The sequence below is a fragment of the Pseudomonas sp. NPDC078700 genome, from assembly GCF_044542375.1.
GTDB lineage: Bacteria > Pseudomonadota > Gammaproteobacteria > Pseudomonadales > Pseudomonadaceae > Aquipseudomonas.
The window spans coordinates 1164059-1180060 of record NZ_JBITUI010000001.1; the positions used below are offsets into that span (position 1 = coordinate 1164059).

15 protein-coding genes are annotated in these 16002 nt (G+C 53.4%); 2 read left to right on the plus strand and 13 right to left on the minus strand.

Going from position 1 to position 16002, the window contains the following annotated elements:
• Positions 1 to 25 precede the first annotated feature (25 nt).
• From ACIGCM_RS05640 to ACIGCM_RS05655, 4 genes are all read right to left on the minus strand, one after another.
• Positions 26 to 424: a diacylglycerol kinase gene (locus ACIGCM_RS05640; protein WP_397501026.1), complete on the minus strand. Its 399-nt coding sequence runs from the start codon at positions 422 to 424 to the stop codon at positions 26 to 28.
• A 16-nt stretch (positions 425 to 440) separates the two neighbouring features.
• Complete coding sequence (locus ACIGCM_RS05645) at positions 441 to 1130, minus strand: class I SAM-dependent methyltransferase (protein WP_397501027.1); 690 nt, start codon at positions 1128 to 1130, stop codon at positions 441 to 443.
• A gap of 132 nt (positions 1131 to 1262) precedes the next feature.
• Complete coding sequence (locus ACIGCM_RS05650; RefSeq protein WP_397501028.1) at positions 1263 to 2537, minus strand: sensor histidine kinase; 1275 nt, start codon at positions 2535 to 2537, stop codon at positions 1263 to 1265.
• Complete coding sequence (locus ACIGCM_RS05655; RefSeq protein ID WP_397501029.1) at positions 2527 to 3210, minus strand: response regulator transcription factor; 684 nt, start codon at positions 3208 to 3210, stop codon at positions 2527 to 2529. Before ACIGCM_RS05655 ends, ACIGCM_RS05650 begins: the two co-directional genes overlap by 11 nt.
• A gap of 202 nt (positions 3211 to 3412) precedes the next feature.
• Between ACIGCM_RS05655 and ACIGCM_RS05660 the strand changes: the two genes are divergently transcribed.
• On the plus strand, positions 3413 to 4156 hold the full coding sequence (locus tag ACIGCM_RS05660; RefSeq protein ID WP_397501030.1) for a phosphatase PAP2 family protein: 744 nt from the start codon (positions 3413 to 3415) through the stop codon (positions 4154 to 4156).
• Here the strand turns inward: ACIGCM_RS05660 and ACIGCM_RS05665 are convergent.
• The 7 genes from ACIGCM_RS05665 to ACIGCM_RS05695 form a co-directional block, all read right to left on the minus strand.
• The gene (locus ACIGCM_RS05665) at positions 4110 to 5048 is read right to left on the minus strand and encodes an AEC family transporter (RefSeq protein WP_397501031.1); all 939 of its coding nucleotides are present in this window, start codon (positions 5046 to 5048) and stop codon (positions 4110 to 4112) included. The two genes, ACIGCM_RS05660 and ACIGCM_RS05665, sit on opposite strands and share 47 nt — an antisense overlap.
• Positions 5049 to 5142: 94 nt before the next feature.
• On the minus strand, positions 5143 to 6186 hold the full coding sequence (locus ACIGCM_RS05670) for an HPP family protein (protein WP_397501032.1): 1044 nt from the start codon (positions 6184 to 6186) through the stop codon (positions 5143 to 5145).
• A gap of 92 nt (positions 6187 to 6278) precedes the next feature.
• Entirely contained in the window at positions 6279 to 7220 is a 942-nt protein-coding gene (locus ACIGCM_RS05675; protein WP_397501033.1) for a Nudix family hydrolase, read from the minus strand.
• Positions 7217 to 7843 carry a glutathione S-transferase gene (locus ACIGCM_RS05680; protein WP_397501034.1) on the minus strand — a complete coding sequence of 209 codons (627 nt, stop codon included), beginning with the start codon at positions 7841 to 7843 and terminating at the stop codon, positions 7217 to 7219. Before ACIGCM_RS05680 ends, ACIGCM_RS05675 begins: the two co-directional genes overlap by 4 nt.
• Before the next feature lie 62 nt (positions 7844 to 7905).
• Complete coding sequence (argJ, locus tag ACIGCM_RS05685; protein ID WP_397501035.1) at positions 7906 to 9123, minus strand: bifunctional glutamate N-acetyltransferase/amino-acid acetyltransferase ArgJ; 1218 nt, start codon at positions 9121 to 9123, stop codon at positions 7906 to 7908.
• Positions 9124 to 9275: 152 nt separating this feature from the next.
• On the minus strand, positions 9276 to 12008 hold the full coding sequence (gene secA / locus ACIGCM_RS05690; RefSeq protein WP_397501120.1) for a preprotein translocase subunit SecA: 2733 nt from the start codon (positions 12006 to 12008) through the stop codon (positions 9276 to 9278).
• Between the two features lie 118 nt (positions 12009 to 12126).
• Positions 12127 to 13059, minus strand: a complete 933-nt coding sequence (locus tag ACIGCM_RS05695; RefSeq protein ID WP_397501121.1) for a M23 family metallopeptidase — start codon at positions 13057 to 13059, stop codon at positions 12127 to 12129.
• A gap of 80 nt (positions 13060 to 13139) precedes the next feature.
• On the opposite strand from ACIGCM_RS05695, the gene ACIGCM_RS05700 reads away from it, so the two are divergent.
• Positions 13140 to 13595, plus strand: coding sequence for a DUF721 domain-containing protein (locus ACIGCM_RS05700; protein ID WP_397501036.1), 456 nt, complete (start codon positions 13140 to 13142; stop codon positions 13593 to 13595).
• A 102-nt stretch (positions 13596 to 13697) separates the two neighbouring features.
• On the opposite strand, the gene lpxC is transcribed toward ACIGCM_RS05700, so the two are convergent.
• Both lpxC and ftsZ read right to left on the minus strand, forming a co-directional pair.
• Positions 13698 to 14609: a UDP-3-O-acyl-N-acetylglucosamine deacetylase gene (lpxC, locus tag ACIGCM_RS05705; protein WP_089359589.1), complete on the minus strand. Its 912-nt coding sequence runs from the start codon at positions 14607 to 14609 to the stop codon at positions 13698 to 13700.
• Positions 14610 to 14721: 112 nt separating this feature from the next.
• Positions 14722 to 15936, minus strand: coding sequence for a cell division protein FtsZ (gene ftsZ, locus ACIGCM_RS05710; protein WP_397501037.1), 1215 nt, complete (start codon positions 15934 to 15936; stop codon positions 14722 to 14724).
• Positions 15937 to 16002: the final 66 nt, after the last annotated feature.

A 16002-nucleotide genomic window follows, 5' to 3' on the forward strand; every position in this document is an offset into this window, starting at 1 on the left:
TAGAGCGGCCAGGTACGTCAAAGAACTACAAAAGAATCACTGCCCAAACAATAGCAATCATGCTCAATACAACGAACTGCGCTGCACTGCCCATGTCTTTTGCTTGCTTAGAAAGCGGATGCAATGACAGCGAAATCCGGTCGACCGTCGCTTCAATCGCCGAGTTAAGCAGTTCAACAATCAGCGCCAGCAGGCAAACGGCGATTAATACCGCACGCTCGACTTTGCTTACATCGAGCAAAAAGGCAATTGGAATCAACAAGAGGTTAAGCAACACCAATTGACGAAATGCTGCCTCGCCTTTGAACGCGGCGAATAGACCCGCCTGGGAGTACCCAGCTGCCTGCAAAATCCGCCGAATACCGGTGCGCCCTTTTAAACCACTGGCATCTGGTAAGGCAGCAGCAGTTGATTCAATCTTCATAAGTCAAACCTATTCCTCAGTCGAGTTTACGTAAGACATAAATCCGCCACAGCGCATATCCTGGGATGAAATCCTTATGACCGACGATTTCAAAACCGGCTTGTTTGAATTCGGCTTCAATAGTCGCACGAGGAATCACAAAGCGGTTCTGTAACTCTGGGGCGCGCTCGGCAAGTGGCCGACGAGCTTCGCTACGCTGGCGTTTCCATGCCTTGTAGTTGCCATCCACCCATAAGGAAATCACCACGGTATCTCGGGTTACGCGCTTAAATTCCTTGAGCATGGTCTGACGATGCTCTGGCTTGCCAATGTGGTGCATCAGGCGCATCGAGAAGATGCAGTCGACTGCGTTTTCACCCAGATCAATATCAAAAGCCGAGGTCTGAAACGACTTTACTCGAGCGACAACATTTGAGGGTTGTCCGGCGAGGCCCGCATCCAGCATATCTTGCGAATTATCGGCAGCAAGGATTACGCGATTGGGCTGCTCACAAAGCAATGGCCAAAAGCGCCCCGCGCCTGAGGGCAAATCAAGCACCAGATTAGGATGCCCTGCCATCTTCAATGCCGCACGGGCAATCTGTTCTTCACGCCAATGTGACATGCGCCTGGACACGCCCGTATTGTGCTTATGGAAGTACATATTGGCGTGCTTGCTGTCGTATTTATTGGCGAACTCAAGCTCGATAGGGCGGGAATTAGGCATAGCTTCAACTCACTTTAAAATCGTGAGGTCAAGCTAACGGCCAAGTCATCACCGCCCTGTCAAAGCGATGTGAAAAATTCGTGAAATAAGCCAAGCCCCTCTGAGTACGGGGCATTGAAGTGATGCAGAACATTACAAGGCGGGTTTTAAAAGCACTTTGAATTGGCTACCACTGGGTTGCAAGCTGCTGACACTGACCTGCCAGCCCTCATGGAAGCAAATACGTTTAACCAAGGACAATCCAAGGCCCAACCCTTCCCCACGTGCTTGCCGACCGCGGACAAATGGCTGGAACATTCTCTCGTGCTGCTCAAGGGGAATACCCACGCCGGAGTCCTCTACACAAAAGCCATCAGCCCTTAATAGCAAACGCACCCCCCCTGCTTCGGTGTAGTGCAAAGCATTACGCAGCAAATTGGACATCACAGTACGCAAAAATGTCAGGTTATAGCGCGTAGCATCAGCTCCTTGATCGATCATTTCAAATGTCAGCCCCTTCTCTCTGATCATCACGCCCCACCGAAGAGCCTGCTCCTCTGCCACCGCCGCTAATGTTGCCCCACCGCCCTCAATAGACTGATTGCTGGTGGCCCGCGCCAATAGCAGAAACGTTTGTACCAAGGCGCTCATTTCATCAGTCGCCCGTCTGATCCGCTCGACCTTTTCACGCTGACGAGGTTCGAGATTAGATGCCACATCAAGCAGCTCACAGGATGAGTTAATCACCATCAACGGCGTCCTTAACTCATGGCTAACATCGCTGGTGAACAACTGCTCGCGCTCCAGGGATTTACGCAACTGCCCCAGCGTACTGTCAAAAGCCTGAGCCAGATGCCCGACTTCATCATCGGCGTAATCGGGTGCAATATTCGGAGCAAGGTGGTGCAACTGATCACGATGGCGCACCTGACTCGCCAAGCGCACGACAGGTGCAACAATTCGGCGCGCCAGCCACAAACCCAGTATCCAAGCCAGTATCACGCTCAGAATAAAGCCAGCTAGAACGGCGTGATAAAGCGCTGTTTCACGCGCCTCAAACTCGTGCTGTTCTTGCACCAGGAAATAACTCTGACCATCAATACTGCGCTTAAATACGTAAAAAGCGTCAGTCTCATCTACCGATTCAGAAAAGCCCTCCTGTGCACTCGCAAACTGCGCTGGGACCGCATATTCAGGTACATCCGAGGCAAAAAATCGTGTGCGTGCATCTAGCCGTGGAGGCAAACCATTGGCAAGGTCATGCTGTAATACGCCCTGCAACTCTTCATTGAGTTCTTGTGAGACCAAATCCTCCTCAATGAAGTGAACAACAGCAACGATACTTAAAGAAAATACCCCACTGACACAAAACGTCATCAACACAAAGGCGATAACAATGCGCCTGAGCAGAGGCTGTTTAGACACCATCAGCGGACTCCGCAAGGCGGTAACCGACGCCATGAATGGTGTGCAGCAAGGGTTTATCAAAGGGTTTGTCGAGGACTTGACGCAACTGATGGATATGGCTGCGTAGGCTGTCGCTATCAGGGCAGTTGTCGCCCCAGAGGGTTTCTTCCAACACCTCGCGGCGAACCACCGCTGGGCTTTTTTGCATTAGCACAGCAAGCAATTTGAGCCCTAGAGGATTGAGCTTCAAAGGCTGGTCCGCACGGGAGATATACAAGGTGTCGAGGTCATAGACCAAGTCGCCAACCTGCATTTTGCGCTTACGATTTCCATGACTGCGGCGCAGTACCGCTTCAATGCGCGCGACCAACTCAGATAATGCAAATGGCTTGAGCAAGTAATCATCTGCACCTACACCCAGCCCTTGCAACCGATCATCGAGCGCATCACGGGCGGTCAGCATAATGACCGGCGTCTCGCTGCGGGCATCCTCACGCAAGCGTTTACACAGCTGGTAACCATCCATGCCCGGCAGCATGATATCCAGCACGATCAAGTCGTAGTGCTCGGTAACGGCCAAGTGCAAACCACTGACACCGTCTTGAGCACAATCGACCGTGTAGCCTTTCAAGGTCAGGTAATCCATCACATTCGCGAGAATGTCCCGGTTATCTTCAACCACAAGAATTCGCATCTTGATTATGCCTCCGGGCACCGCTGTGAAAATCTTAACTCCCAGTATTAAACACCAAACCCTGCGTAATGGTCGACGTGTCGTTAGCCGACCGAATGCCGCACAAGGTATTTGACGTTTCCTTCACATACACACGACATCGGGCTCACAGCGACTCAGTAAAACTCAGCGCTTTAATAAGCTGCTGCACAGGATGATAGCCATGAGCGCCGTTGCTAACCCTGGTTCGAGGCCATTCAATCTTTATCTTGGCTTCGGCGTCCCGTTGTTGATTATGGCGGTGTTGTTGATCGCAGATCCGACTGCACTCGACTTTGCCCTTGAGAAACTGGCTTACGTGCCAGGCGAAGGGTTTATTGGCCGACACAGCTTCTGGCTTGAGGACATTTTGCATGACCGCGCCAAGCAAGCGATTATTCTGGTCGGCGTGTTGACCATTGCCTCGTTCATCGCCAGCTTGGTGTTTAAACGCTTTCACCCTCTACGACGCTCGCTGGGCTACATGGTATTGGCGTTGACACTTTGCACCAGCTTCGTCACACCATTAAAGGCGCTGACGGGGGTGCACTGCCCATGGAGTTTGACTGAATTTGGCGGTACCGAAATTTACACGCCATTACTCAGTGAGCGCGCGCCAACTGAGAAACCCGGGCGCTGTTGGCCTGGCGGTCATGCGACAGCGGGTTTCGCCTGGTTTGCCTTGTTTTTCGTACTGCGCGACCGCCATCCCAAGGCTGCGAGGGCTGCCTTGATTTTCACCTTAGCACTCGGCACGGTATTTTCAGTCGGGCGGATGCTGCAAGGTGCGCACTTTTTTTCGCATAACCTGTGGACGGCATTATTTTGCTGGATGATTAGCCTGGGCAGCTACTGCCTAGTGCTTTACAGGCCAACAGTCCCTATAAACGAACCGTTTCAATCCAGTACAAGCACAGTGACAGGGTGATCAACGACCCAACTGTCGACAACAGAATGCTGCTGGAGACGACAGCAGCATCACGACGATAGAACTCGGCCAACATAAAGGGCCCGGTCCCGGTCGGCAACGCAGCCAATAGCACGGCCGACATTGCCCATAACGGCGGTAGCTGGAACACCCAGAATGATAGAACCCAGACCAGCAACGGGTGTACAAACAACTTAAGCAGCACCAATGGAATACTGCCATGGCTTTGCCCTGGCTGCTTATGCGCCAAGAACAGCCCCAGCGAAATAAGCGCACAAGGTGCAGTCGCATTACTCAACAAGGTCAAAAAGGAATGAATAGACTCGGGCAGCGGCGTGCCTGAATACGCCCAAAAACCGCCGAGTATGGGTGAAATGACCAAGGGATTTTTAGCCAACGCCAACGCCACTTTTCTCACCGCGCGCAGCATGTTTTTTTCGCCTTGCAGCGCCACTTCGATGCACACCACTGAAAGAGCGAATAGCACACAGATCACAATCAAACTTGCAATCAGAGCAGGTTCCAAGCCATCGTCTCCAAACACCAGCATGCACAATGGAATCCCCATATAGCCAGTATTGGCGTACGACGCACTTAGCCCTTGAATACTGGCATCGGCCAAATCCCCAGACTTACGTATGCGCCAAAGCACCGTTGCAATGAACACAACCAAGGTGCCGATGGTGTAGACCAAAATATATTCAGGCTGCCAGATATGTGACCACACAGCTGTTGCCGTGGCCTCAAACAGCATGGCAGGCAAGCAGAGCCAGACCACCATGCGATTAATTTCTGAGGCGGCATCAGGCCCTAGCAGCTTCAGCTTTCGACATCCAAAGCCCGCCAGAATCAGTGCAAAAATCGGCAGGATGACACTCAACACTGACGCCATAGGGAAAACAGCTCTCTTACTAAATTAATAAGCCGAAAGACGCGCACCACCAGGCTAGGTCCCGACACAACATACTCATACTGCTATAAAAAAATCACGCTTGGCTTTCTAGCGCGGTGCGGTACAACGCAGCCACAAGATCAGTTTGAGTAACGATCCCCAGCAACAGCTTATCCTCACCTAACACTGGCATACGGTGTTCAGTGGATGAGCCAAGACTCTCAAGCAAATACGATACCGGCCACTCGGCTTTGCAGGTCAACACATTGCGCTGCATGAAGCGTTCGCATTCGTCTTCAGAATTGGTTGCCATCAAGGCGTCATGCAAACTCAACATGCCTTGCAGTTGTTTGCGTTGATTCACCACCGGCAGCACATGCAAACGGTGTTCACGCAACATCTCCAGCGCCGTGCCGACTGAGGTTTGCGGGCTCACGCTGACGACATCACCGGACATGATATCAACGCAGCGAATCTCGCCAAATCGACGGCGATAAGCACGCTCTTCGGTTTGACGAAGAATTTCTTCAAGGTCATCGCGGGCAATATCGAGCAGTTCACCACGAGCACTGAGCACTGCATCAAGGTCGTCAGGCGTGAAGCCTACGCGATCACGAGGCAACGCATCAGTGGTTTTGTGCGGGTTGTGATGATCATTCGCGCGGTGTGGATAGCGCCGTTGCAACAGGTTATTAAACAACAATGCCGTAAGCAGCATCGCTGCGGCATTGATCGCCACTGGAAAAACAACAAAGTGATACCCCAACCGGGCAATAGGTTCTCCAGCCAAAACAGCTGACAAAGCCACTGCTCCGCCTGGAGGGTGCAAGCAGCGTAGCGCGAACATCATGCCAATCGCCAGACCACCAGCCAAACCTGCAACCCAACCACTGTGCCCAAACCAACGGGCACAACTAACCCCAACCAAGGCCGAAATAATGCAGCCACCCAGAATTGACCAAGGCTGTGCCAGCGGACTTGAAGGCACAGCGAACAGCAATACGGCGGAAGCCCCCATCGGCGCAATCAACCACAGACTGGACTCGCCAAGGACTGAGTGACAAAACCAGGCCGTGAACGACAGCCCGATAAATGCGCCAAGACAACTGATGGCTTGCTGACTTTTGCTGATTGCCATTGGCGCGGGCCAGAACGATCGAAGCCACGCATTGATACTACTTAGCACATGAATCCTTAACCCTGTACATTCTTGCCTTGGCCATCAGAACCTCACTGCGGCCAAAACGCACGAATCCCAGCCACGCCTTGAGCACCAAGTTGTCGCGCACGTGTTGCATCTTGAGGTCCAACACCGCCAAGCAGATAAACCGGCAGTTGCGCATCAGCAAGCAACTTTTCAGCCTGCTGCCAACCCAGAGGTTGGGCATCTGGATGGGTTTGGGTGACAAGAAGCGGCGATAAGGTGACGAAGTCAACGCCTAGCTGCCGTGCCAACAACAACTCTTCAGCCGAATGACAGGATGCGGCCAGCCAGCGCTCAGGCGGAATAGGCCGCTCACCTGAGGCCAGTTGGCGCAGTTGCTTCGAGGTCAGGTGCCAACCTGCGGCAGGAAAGTCACTGAGCCATTCCAGTGGCCCCTTGAGCATCAACTGAGCACGACCCGCACAAAGCCCCACTGCGTCCAGCGCAAGGTCACGGTACTGCGGATCAAACATCGATGGGGCTCGCAGTTGCAACAAGCGCACACCACCGTCCACAGCACGCTTGATGCCGCGAAGCAGCTCACCTGACTCCAGGCCTTCCGGGGTAATTAAATACTGGTCGGGTAGCCGGGCGGCTGCCACTATCGGTTTGTTCGCCGCCGGAAACTCATACTCCAGCAATTGTTTATTGCTCACCCACTGCAAAGGCTGCCCCTCTGCACCGTGGGGCTCACCCTGAAATGCCGTCACATCCCAGACGTCTAGAAGAATCTGTTTGTCTGGGTAATCGTGGCGAATCTGAATCAGCGGCTGCACAGCCGTTGGCACAATACCCAGTTCTTCGCCCAGCTCACGGGTAAGCGCAGTTTCCACTGCCTCGCCCGCCTCTACCTTGCCGCCAGGAAACTCCCACAATCCGCCTTGATGTTGGGCATCTGCACGTTTGGCGATAAGAATCCGGCCATCGTCTCCACGAATGACCGCAGCAGCAACATGTACGCGTTTCACCCCAAATGTTCCTCTTGTGCAGCCTGGTACCAGCGTTGAAATGCGGGCCAGTTATAGATGGCTTCAACATAAGCGCTTGCTTCAGGCGGTAACTCAACCTTATAGCTTCGCAGACGGCTGGCCACTGGCGCGTAAAACGCATCAGCAGCACTTGGCTGGCCAAACAAAAACGGGCCATCCTGACCAAACTTGGCCCGACACTCAGCCCACAAGGCACAGACCTGCTCAATATCGGCTGAGGCCTCTGCTGGCATACTGGCTAATGGCTCATCACGCTGCAGATCCATCGGCAAGTGAGTACGCAACCCAGCAAAGCCACTGTGCATTTGCGCGCAAACACTCCGGGCGACTGCGCGAGCATAGGCATCACGGGGCCAGAGCTGAGGTTGCTGTTCGGCGATGTATTCAGTGATCGCCAAAGAGTCCCATACAGGGCCTTCGGCTGTTTTCAATAGTGGCACTTTACCTGAGGGTGAGTGCTGCAGAATCCGTTGAGCGGTATCAGGCCGGTTCAGCGTGATCAGTATTTCAGTGTAATCAACACCCGCCAGTTCAAGCGCCAGCGCTGCTCGCAACGACCAAGAAGAATAGCGTTTATCACCTATGACTAATTGCAGTGGCATATCTGCTCTCCGGCAAATCATCGACGACTGAGGGGCAAATTGCTGCCCCTCACTAAAGTGACTCAGGTGCGGTATTCCGCATTGATCTTGACGTACTCATGGGACAAGTCAGTGGTCCAGATGGTCTCACTGCTGGTGCCACGGCCAAGCTCTATGCGAATCGTAATTTCCTCTTTAGCCATCACCGCCGAGCCTTGCTCTTCGGTATAGGTCGCAGCGCGGCACCCATTACTGGCAATACAGATATCACCGAGGAATACATCAATCTTGCTCACATCTAACTGCGCGACACCGGCACGTCCAACCGCCGCGAGAATACGCCCCCAATTCGGATCGGACGCGAACAACGCCGTTTTAATCAATGGCGAGTGGGCAACTGCATAGCCCACATCCAGACATTCTTGGTGAGTCGCGCCGCCATTGACTTCAACCGTCACAAACTTGGTTGCACCTTCACCGTCACGGACGATGGCTTGTGCAACGTCCATGCAGACCTCAAACACTGCTTGCTTCAAGGCTGCGAAATAAGCACCACTGGCTTGGTTTATCTCATCCAGATCAGCTTTGCCCGTTGCGACCAGCATGCAGCAGTCATTGGTTGAGGTGTCACCGTCAATGGTGATGCGGTTGAACGATTTGTTCGCCGCATCACGCAGTAAATCCTGAAGCACGCCCTGGGAGACTTTGGCATCGGTGGCGATATACCCGAGCATGGTTGCCATGTTTGGCTTGATCATACCCGCGCCCTTACTGATCCCGGTGACAGTAACGGTAACGCCTTCATGGACAAACTGACGGCTGGCACCTTTAGGTAAGGTGTCAGTGGTCATGATACCAGTGGCGGCTTCTGCCCAGTTGTTCTCAGAAAGGTCATCCAACGCGGCTTGCAACGCGCTTTCAATCTTTTCAACTGGCAATGGCTCGCCGATTACACCGGTTGAAAATGGCAATACCGATTGCTCATCAACACCTGCGAGCGATGCCAGTGTGGCGCACGTTCGAGCAGCGTTTGCCAGCCCTGAGTCACCTGTGCCTGCATTGGCATTGCCGGTGTTGGTGAGCAGGTAACGCACACTACCAAGTACGCGCTTTTTCGCGAGGATCACTGGCGCGGCGCAAAACGCGTTGAGGGTAAAGACCCCGGCAACACTTGAGCCTTCGGCGCAGCGCATGACGACAACATCCTTTCGCCCAGGGCGCTTAATGCCAGCACTGGCGATGCCAAGTTCAAAGCCTGCAACTGGGTGCAGGGTAGACAGCGGGCCAAGACCTACAGCCATGAATAAACTCCTTGAGATGTTGCGGCGTCATGCCGTCAGTTGGATGGTAAAACGCCGCGAACGGTTAAACCGGTCGCGGCGTTTACGGGTCAGTCGAGCCTACCTACTTGTGATGACCTTGAGCAATAAGCGACTGCCGAAGGTCATATCAACTAGCTCAACTGCCCGTGGCAATGTTTATATTTCTTGCCCGAACCGCATGGGCATGGCTCGTTACGCCCGATTTTCTGCTCGGCGCGCACTGGCGCGGTGGCCACTGCTGTATCGTCTTGCGGCTCAACTTCTGGCTCATCCAAGCCAGAGGCTTCGGCATGCTGGAATTGCATGCGAGCGGCCATGGTTTCAGCCTCACGGCGCAGACGCTCTTCTTCCTCGGCTGGATCTTCACGACGCACCTGAACATGCGAAAGCACGCGGATGGTGTCGCGCTTGATCGAGTCAAGCAGCTCTTGGAACAAGGTAAACGACTCGCGCTTGTACTCCTGCTTAGGGTTCTTCTGAGCGTAGCCGCGCAGGTGAATACCATGACGCAGGTGATCCATGGTCGACAGGTGGTCTTTCCACAGGTCATCAAGCACACGCAGCAAAATCTGCTTCTCGAAGGTGCGCAACGCTTCCGCGCTGGCTTGCTCTTCCTTCTCGTTGTAAGCGACGATCAACTCTTGAAGAATGCGCTCGCGCAGGGTTTCTTCATAAAGCTTGTGGTCATCATCTAACCACTGTTGGATCGGCAGGTTGATACCGAAGCCATTGTAAATAGCCGACTCAAGACCGGTAATATCCCACTGCTCAGGCAGTGACTGCGGCGGGATATGCTCGTTGACAGTGCTTTCAAGAACTTCCTTGCGGAACTCCTCGATGGTTTCACCAATTTCATCGGAAGCCAGCAAGGTGTTACGCATGTGATAAATCACTTTACGCTGTTCGTTGGCCACGTCATCGAACTCAAGCAGTTGCTTACGCATGTCGAAGTTACGGCCTTCAACCTTGCGTTGCGCCTTCTCAATAGCATTGCTCACCATACGGTGTTCAATGGCTTCGCCTTGCTGCATGCCCAAGGCTTTCATGAAGTTCTTAACCCGGTCAGAGGCGAAGATGCGCATCAGGCTGTCTTCAAGCGAAAGGTAGAAGCGGCTCGAACCCGGGTCACCTTGACGGCCTGAACGACCGCGCAACTGATTGTCGATACGGCGTGATTCATGACGCTCGGAGGCAATCACATGCAAACCGCCCGATTCGATCACCGCCTGGTGACGCTTCTGCCAGTCAGCTTTAACCTGAGCTACTTGTTCATCGGTTGGGTTTTCAAGCGCAGCGACTTCAACTTCCCAGTTACCACCCAAGAGGATGTCAGTACCACGGCCAGCCATGTTGGTGGCAATGGTCAGCGCACCTGGGCGGCCAGCCTGAGCAATAATCTCAGCTTCCTTTTCGTGGAACTTGGCGTTGAGAACCTTGTGCTCGATACCTTGCTTGTTGAGCAAGGCAGACATGTACTCGGAGGTTTCAATCGAGGCGGTACCTACCAGGATCGGACGGCCTTGCGCCTGACACTCCTGAATATCAGCGACGATGGCCGCGTACTTTTCTTCCTGCGTCAGATAAACCAAGTCATTGAAATCTTTACGCGCCAGTGCACGATTGGTCGGAATAACCATGACTTCAAGGCCGTAAATCTGATGAAACTCGAAGGCTTCTGTATCAGCTGTGCCAGTCATGCCTGACAGCTTGCTGTACAGACGGAAGTAGTTCTGGAAGGTAGTCGATGCCAGCGTTTGGCTTTCAGCCTGAATATTCAGGCCTTCTTTGGCCTCGATGGCCTGATGCAAGCCTTCTGACAAACGACGACCAGGCATGGTGCGGCCCGTGTGCTCGTCAATCAGCAAGACTTGATCGTTCTGTACGATGTACTCCACATTACGGTGGAACAGTTTGTGCGCACGCAGACCCGCATAGACATGAGTCAGCAAGCCAAGGTTGTGCGCCGAATACAGGCTTTCGCCTTCAGCCAGCAAACCTGCCTGCGTCAAAATGTCTTCAATGAACTGGTGACCCTGCTCATTAAGTTCGACCTGACGGGTTTTTTCATCAACCGTGTAGTGACCTTCTTTGGTCACCACGCCTTCTTCTTCCTCAACGTGCAGCTCAAGTCGCGGGATCAGGTTGTTGATCTCAACGTACATTTTCGAGCTGTCTTCAGCCTGCCCAGAGATGATCAGAGGGGTACGGGCTTCGTCGATCAGAATCGAGTCGACTTCGTCGATGACCGCAAAGTTAAGTTCGCGCTGGAATTTGTCTTCAAGGCTGAACGCCATGTTGTCGCGCAGGTAATCAAAACCAAACTCGTTGTTGGTGCCGTAGGTGATGTCAGACGCGTAAGCCGTGCGCTTTTCATCTGGCGGCATGAACGGGGTAACGATTCCTACAGTCAAACCAAGGAATTCGTACAGCGGACGCATCCAATTGGCGTCACGACGGGCCAAATAATCGTTCACCGTGACCACATGCACACCCTTTCCGGACAATGCATTGAGGTAAACAGCCAAGGTTGCGACGAGGGTTTTACCCTCACCGGTGCGCATTTCGGCAATTTTGCCTTCATGCAAAGTCATGCCACCGATCAACTGCACGTCGAAGTGACGCATGCCCATGACCCGCTTACCGGCCTCACGGGCCACGGCAAAGGCTTCTGGTAACAGCTGGTCGAGCGTTTCACCTTTGGCTAAACGCGCTTTGAATTCATCGGTTTTGGCACGCAGTTGCTCATCCGAGAGAGCAAGCATCTGCTCCTCAAAGCCATTAACGGACTGAACCGCCTTGAGCATGCGTTTAACCTCACGCTCATTCTTGCTTCCAAAGAGTTTTTTAAACAAAGGCGCAAACATATCGACAGGTTCTTCCCACACGTATGGATGGAGGGCGGCCCAAAAGTCGCCCATGCAGCCCTAATGGCTGCGTGCGAAGGGGGCATTCTACCCGGAAACGAAGATGATGAAAGCGGCGTTATTGTTCGCCGCTTACACGAGCTATGTAGCTGGAGGGGTTTACCACTCGTCCAAGCTTGGTTACTTCGAAGTGCACATGATAACCCGTAGAGCGTCCTGTGCTACCCACTAGAGCAATTGTTTGCCCACGTTTGACCAGATCACCGACCTGTACGAGGTTACGCTTATTGTGGCCGTAGAGGGTTACATAGCCATCAGCATGGCTTACCTCGACAACATTACCATAACCATTTTTACGGCCTGAAAAGGTCACAACCCCCGCAGCAACCGAAACTACCGGGCTACCTGCCTTGGCGGCGAAATCGACACCTTTATGTACGCTGCCACGTCCAGTCAGCGGATCCGTGCGACGACCAAAAGGGGAAGACACATAACCTTGCAGGACTGGACGGCCTGCCAGGTATTCAGCTTCATTAAGGCGACGTTCAGCCAGTAGCTGCTCAAGGACTTCCAGCTGTTGCTCACGGCTGTCGAGCTGTAGAGCCAGGTCATCCAGGGTGCTCATAAACGCGGGGGGTGCGTAGGCGGCGCTATCATAAGGTTCCTCAGGACCGCCCTGCCCCACGTTCAGGGAGAAATCAAACTCGCTTGAGTCAATGTCAGCCAGTTCAGTCAGGCGCTCACCCAAGGCATCCAGACGGGTCAACCGAGCCTGTAGCTCGGCCACATACGCTGCAAAAGCATCTAACTGACGCTGCGCATCGACACGGACGGCTCCCACTTCGGCGCGCTGTTCATCCAAGGCTTGATTAATTATTTGGCTGTCATCATGAGATGCAACTTCGGTGTCAGGTGACATCCACACACCAACGAAGGTGCCCACGCTAAGCGAGACACCTACCAGCATAAATACACCCGCCACCAGCCACCTTAAATCGAGGCTTAGTGTTCGGGCGGCGCCATGACGCCGACTTAATAAAATTATTTGCACGACTTCCCCCTTGGGTGGAGCCCAAGTCGGTAGCAGCATTTCTGCTACCATGGCGGCTCCACAATCGTAGGCGTCCAGCCATGACATTCCGTCCGTTGCCAGCTAAAGCGCCCGCTGCGTTATTACGCGAAGCGAAGCCCTTGCAAGCTTTGTTTAATCAAGCTCAGCGGCTTGAGCATTTGCAGCGTCTACTTGAAAGCCAACTGCAGCCAGCTGCTAGAGAACATTGTCATGTTGCGACCTGGCGCGAAGGTTGTTTACTTCTTATTGTCACCGATGGTCACTGGGCTACCCGCTTGCGTTATCAGCAAAAGCGCCTGCTCAAACAACTGCAGACACTCGAAGCGTTCGCGACATTAACTAAGATCCACTTCAAGGTGCAACCGCCAACAGCCGAAAGGCGTGCGCAGCGTCGCACAATTATCCTTTCGGACAGTGCTGCCGAGAATATTCAGTCCACGGCCGAGGGCATTAGCGACCCGACATTGCGGGCTGCCTTAGAGCGATTAGCCAAACACACCAAGCCTGCCGGCTAATTGTTATCGGCTGTGTTGCAACGAGCATTAGCCGTCAATGTGCGCTTATAAAAAAGGGCCACCTGACGGCAGCCCTTAAGCGTAAAGCGGAGAGTGTTCGGTTTAACCCGCAGCCACTGGACGCATGTAGGAAATTGGCGCGTTCTTCGGATCATCAAAGGTCACGGTTTCCCAAGCATCCGGTTGCGCAATCAATTCGCGCAGCAAACGGTTGTTCAGGGCGTGTCCAGATTTGAAGCCACGGAACTCACCAATCAAGCTGTTACCCAGCAAGTAGAGATCACCGATCGCATCGAGAATCTTGTGTTTAACAAATTCGTCCTCATAACGCAGGCCGTCTTCGTTCAATACTCGATTTTCATCTACCACGATTGCGTTATCTACACTGCCACCGAGCGCCAGGTTCTGGGAACGCAGGAACTCGATATCGCGCATAAAACCAAATGTGCGCGCTCGACTGACTTCTTTAACAAAAGAAGTACTGGAGAAGTCAACGCTTGCCATTTGCGTACGGTCACGGAAAACAGGGTGATCAAAATCGATCTCGAAACTCACCTTGAACCCTTCGAATGGTACGAAGGTGGCGCGCTTGTCGCCCTCCTCCACAGTCACTTCGCGAATGATTCGGATGAATTTCTTTGCCGCTTCCTGCTCTTGCAGGCCTGCGGATTGAATCAGGAATACAAAAGGACCTGCACTGCCGTCCATGATCGGTACTTCGGATGCAGAGAGTTCGACGTAGGCGTTATCGATGCCCAGGCCTGCCATGGCCGAAAGCAAGTGCTCTACCGTATCCACCTTGACGTCACCATTAACCAAGGTGGTTGACATGGTGGTTTCACCGACATTGCTCGCCCGCGCAGCAATCTCTACGACAGGGTCCAAGTCGGTACGTCGGAACACGATACCGGTGTCCACAGGTGCCGGCTTCAGGGTTAGGTAAACCTTTTCCCCCGAATGCAGGCCGACGCCAGTGGCGCGGATAATGTTCTTTAAGGTGCGTTGTCTGATCATGTCTCTGGCCGCTATAGCGCTAGTTGCGAATTGTTTTCAACAATGGCCGGCGATAATAGCAGAACCGGCCTTTGCTGAATACCAATCACCCTAATGCTCCTGATACATTTCATTAATCGGCCTGACGGCGCAAAAATGCAGGGATATCCAGATAGTCCAGATCATCCTGCGGATTAAGCTTAGCTGCAGTCGCAGCACCCGCATGGCTCTGACGCTGAACGGTTGGACGCTCATAGTCTTTGTAGTTAACGCTTTGCTCGCTACGTGGCGTTGCAGTCGCAGCTGGAGCCGGTTGCGCGGCCGATGGCGCTGAAACTGGCGCGGCGCTAACCTGCATGGTGTTGTCGATAACCTTTACTGGCTTCTCGATTTTTGCACCCAGACCGGTTGCAACCACCGTCACGTGCAGCTCATCGCGCATATCCGGATCGATCACGGTGCCCACTTTAACGGTGGCGTGCTCGGACGCGAATTGCTCAATGATGTTACCCACGTCGGAGTACTCACCCAACGACAGGTCAGGACCGGCAGTGATGTTAACCAGGATGCCACGCGCGCCCTGCAGGTTTACATCTTCCAGCAGTGGGTTGCGGATAGCGGCTTCAGTGGCTTCACGGGCGCGGTTAGGACCACTGGCGCAACCTGTGCCCATCATCGCCATGCCCATTTCGCTCATGACCGTCTTAACGTCAGCAAAGTCAACGTTGATCATGCCCGGACGCTTGATGATGTCGGAGATACCGCGCACAGCACCCGCCAGAACATCGTCAGCCTTAGCGAAAGCCGACAGCAAGCTGGCGTCTTTGCCGAGGATAGTCAGCAATTTTTCGTTAGGAATGGTGATCAGCGAGTCAACGCTTTGCGACAGAGAACGGATGCCCTCTTCAGCAATTTGCATACGCTTACGGCCTTCGAACGGGAACGGACGCGTCACAACAGCAACGGTCAGAATGCCCATCTCTTTGGCCACTTCGGCGATCACAGGTGCAGCACCCGTACCGGTACCGCCACCCATACCCGTGGTGATGAAAACCATGTCAGTGCCTTGCAGCACTTCGGCGATGCGCTCACGGTCTTCCAGGGCAGCCTGACGGCCAACTTCTGGATTAGCACCCGCACCCAGGCCTTTGGTCACGCCAGTGCCGAGTTGCAGTACGGTACGCGCACCAATGTTCTTCAACGCTTGAGCGTCAGTGTTGGCGCAAATAAATTCGACGCCTTCAATGTTACTGACGCACATGTGGTTTACGGCGTTTCCGCCACCGCCACCGACACCGATAACTTTGATAACTGCGCTTTGCGGGATGTTATCTACGAGTTCGAACATGTTCCCTCTCCTTTACTCTCTAGTTTTATAACGCCTACTGCACACGCTTTAACAACCACTGATAAA

Excerpts from the sequence above, each read along its gene's own strand:
- lpxC (WP_089359589.1), bottom strand. The coding sequence starts at position 14,609 with ATGATCAGACAACGCACCTTAAAGAACATTATCCGCGCCACTGGCGTC.
- secA (WP_397501120.1), bottom strand. The coding sequence starts at position 12,008 with ATGTTTGCGCCTTTGTTTAAAAAACTCTTTGGAAGCAAGAATGAGCGT.
- ACIGCM_RS05640 (WP_397501026.1), bottom strand. The coding sequence starts at position 424 with ATGAAGATTGAATCAACTGCTGCTGCCTTACCAGATGCCAGTGGTTTA.
- ACIGCM_RS05680 (WP_397501034.1), bottom strand. The coding sequence starts at position 7,843 with ATGCCACTGCAATTAGTCATAGGTGATAAACGCTATTCTTCTTGGTCG.
- ftsZ (WP_397501037.1), bottom strand. The coding sequence starts at position 15,936 with ATGTTCGAACTCGTAGATAACATCCCGCAAAGCGCAGTTATCAAAGTT.
- ACIGCM_RS05645 (WP_397501027.1), bottom strand. The coding sequence starts at position 1,130 with ATGCCTAATTCCCGCCCTATCGAGCTTGAGTTCGCCAATAAATACGAC.
- ACIGCM_RS05650 (WP_397501028.1), bottom strand. The coding sequence starts at position 2,537 with ATGGTGTCTAAACAGCCTCTGCTCAGGCGCATTGTTATCGCCTTTGTG.
- ACIGCM_RS05655 (WP_397501029.1), bottom strand. The coding sequence starts at position 3,210 with ATGCGAATTCTTGTGGTTGAAGATAACCGGGACATTCTCGCGAATGTG.
- ACIGCM_RS05700 (WP_397501036.1), top strand. The coding sequence starts at position 13,140 with ATGACATTCCGTCCGTTGCCAGCTAAAGCGCCCGCTGCGTTATTACGC.
- argJ (WP_397501035.1), bottom strand. The coding sequence starts at position 9,123 with ATGGCTGTAGGTCTTGGCCCGCTGTCTACCCTGCACCCAGTTGCAGGC.
- ACIGCM_RS05665 (WP_397501031.1), bottom strand. The coding sequence starts at position 5,048 with ATGGCGTCAGTGTTGAGTGTCATCCTGCCGATTTTTGCACTGATTCTG.
- ACIGCM_RS05670 (WP_397501032.1), bottom strand. The coding sequence starts at position 6,186 with ATGGCAATCAGCAAAAGTCAGCAAGCCATCAGTTGTCTTGGCGCATTT.
- ACIGCM_RS05660 (WP_397501030.1), top strand. The coding sequence starts at position 3,413 with ATGAGCGCCGTTGCTAACCCTGGTTCGAGGCCATTCAATCTTTATCTT.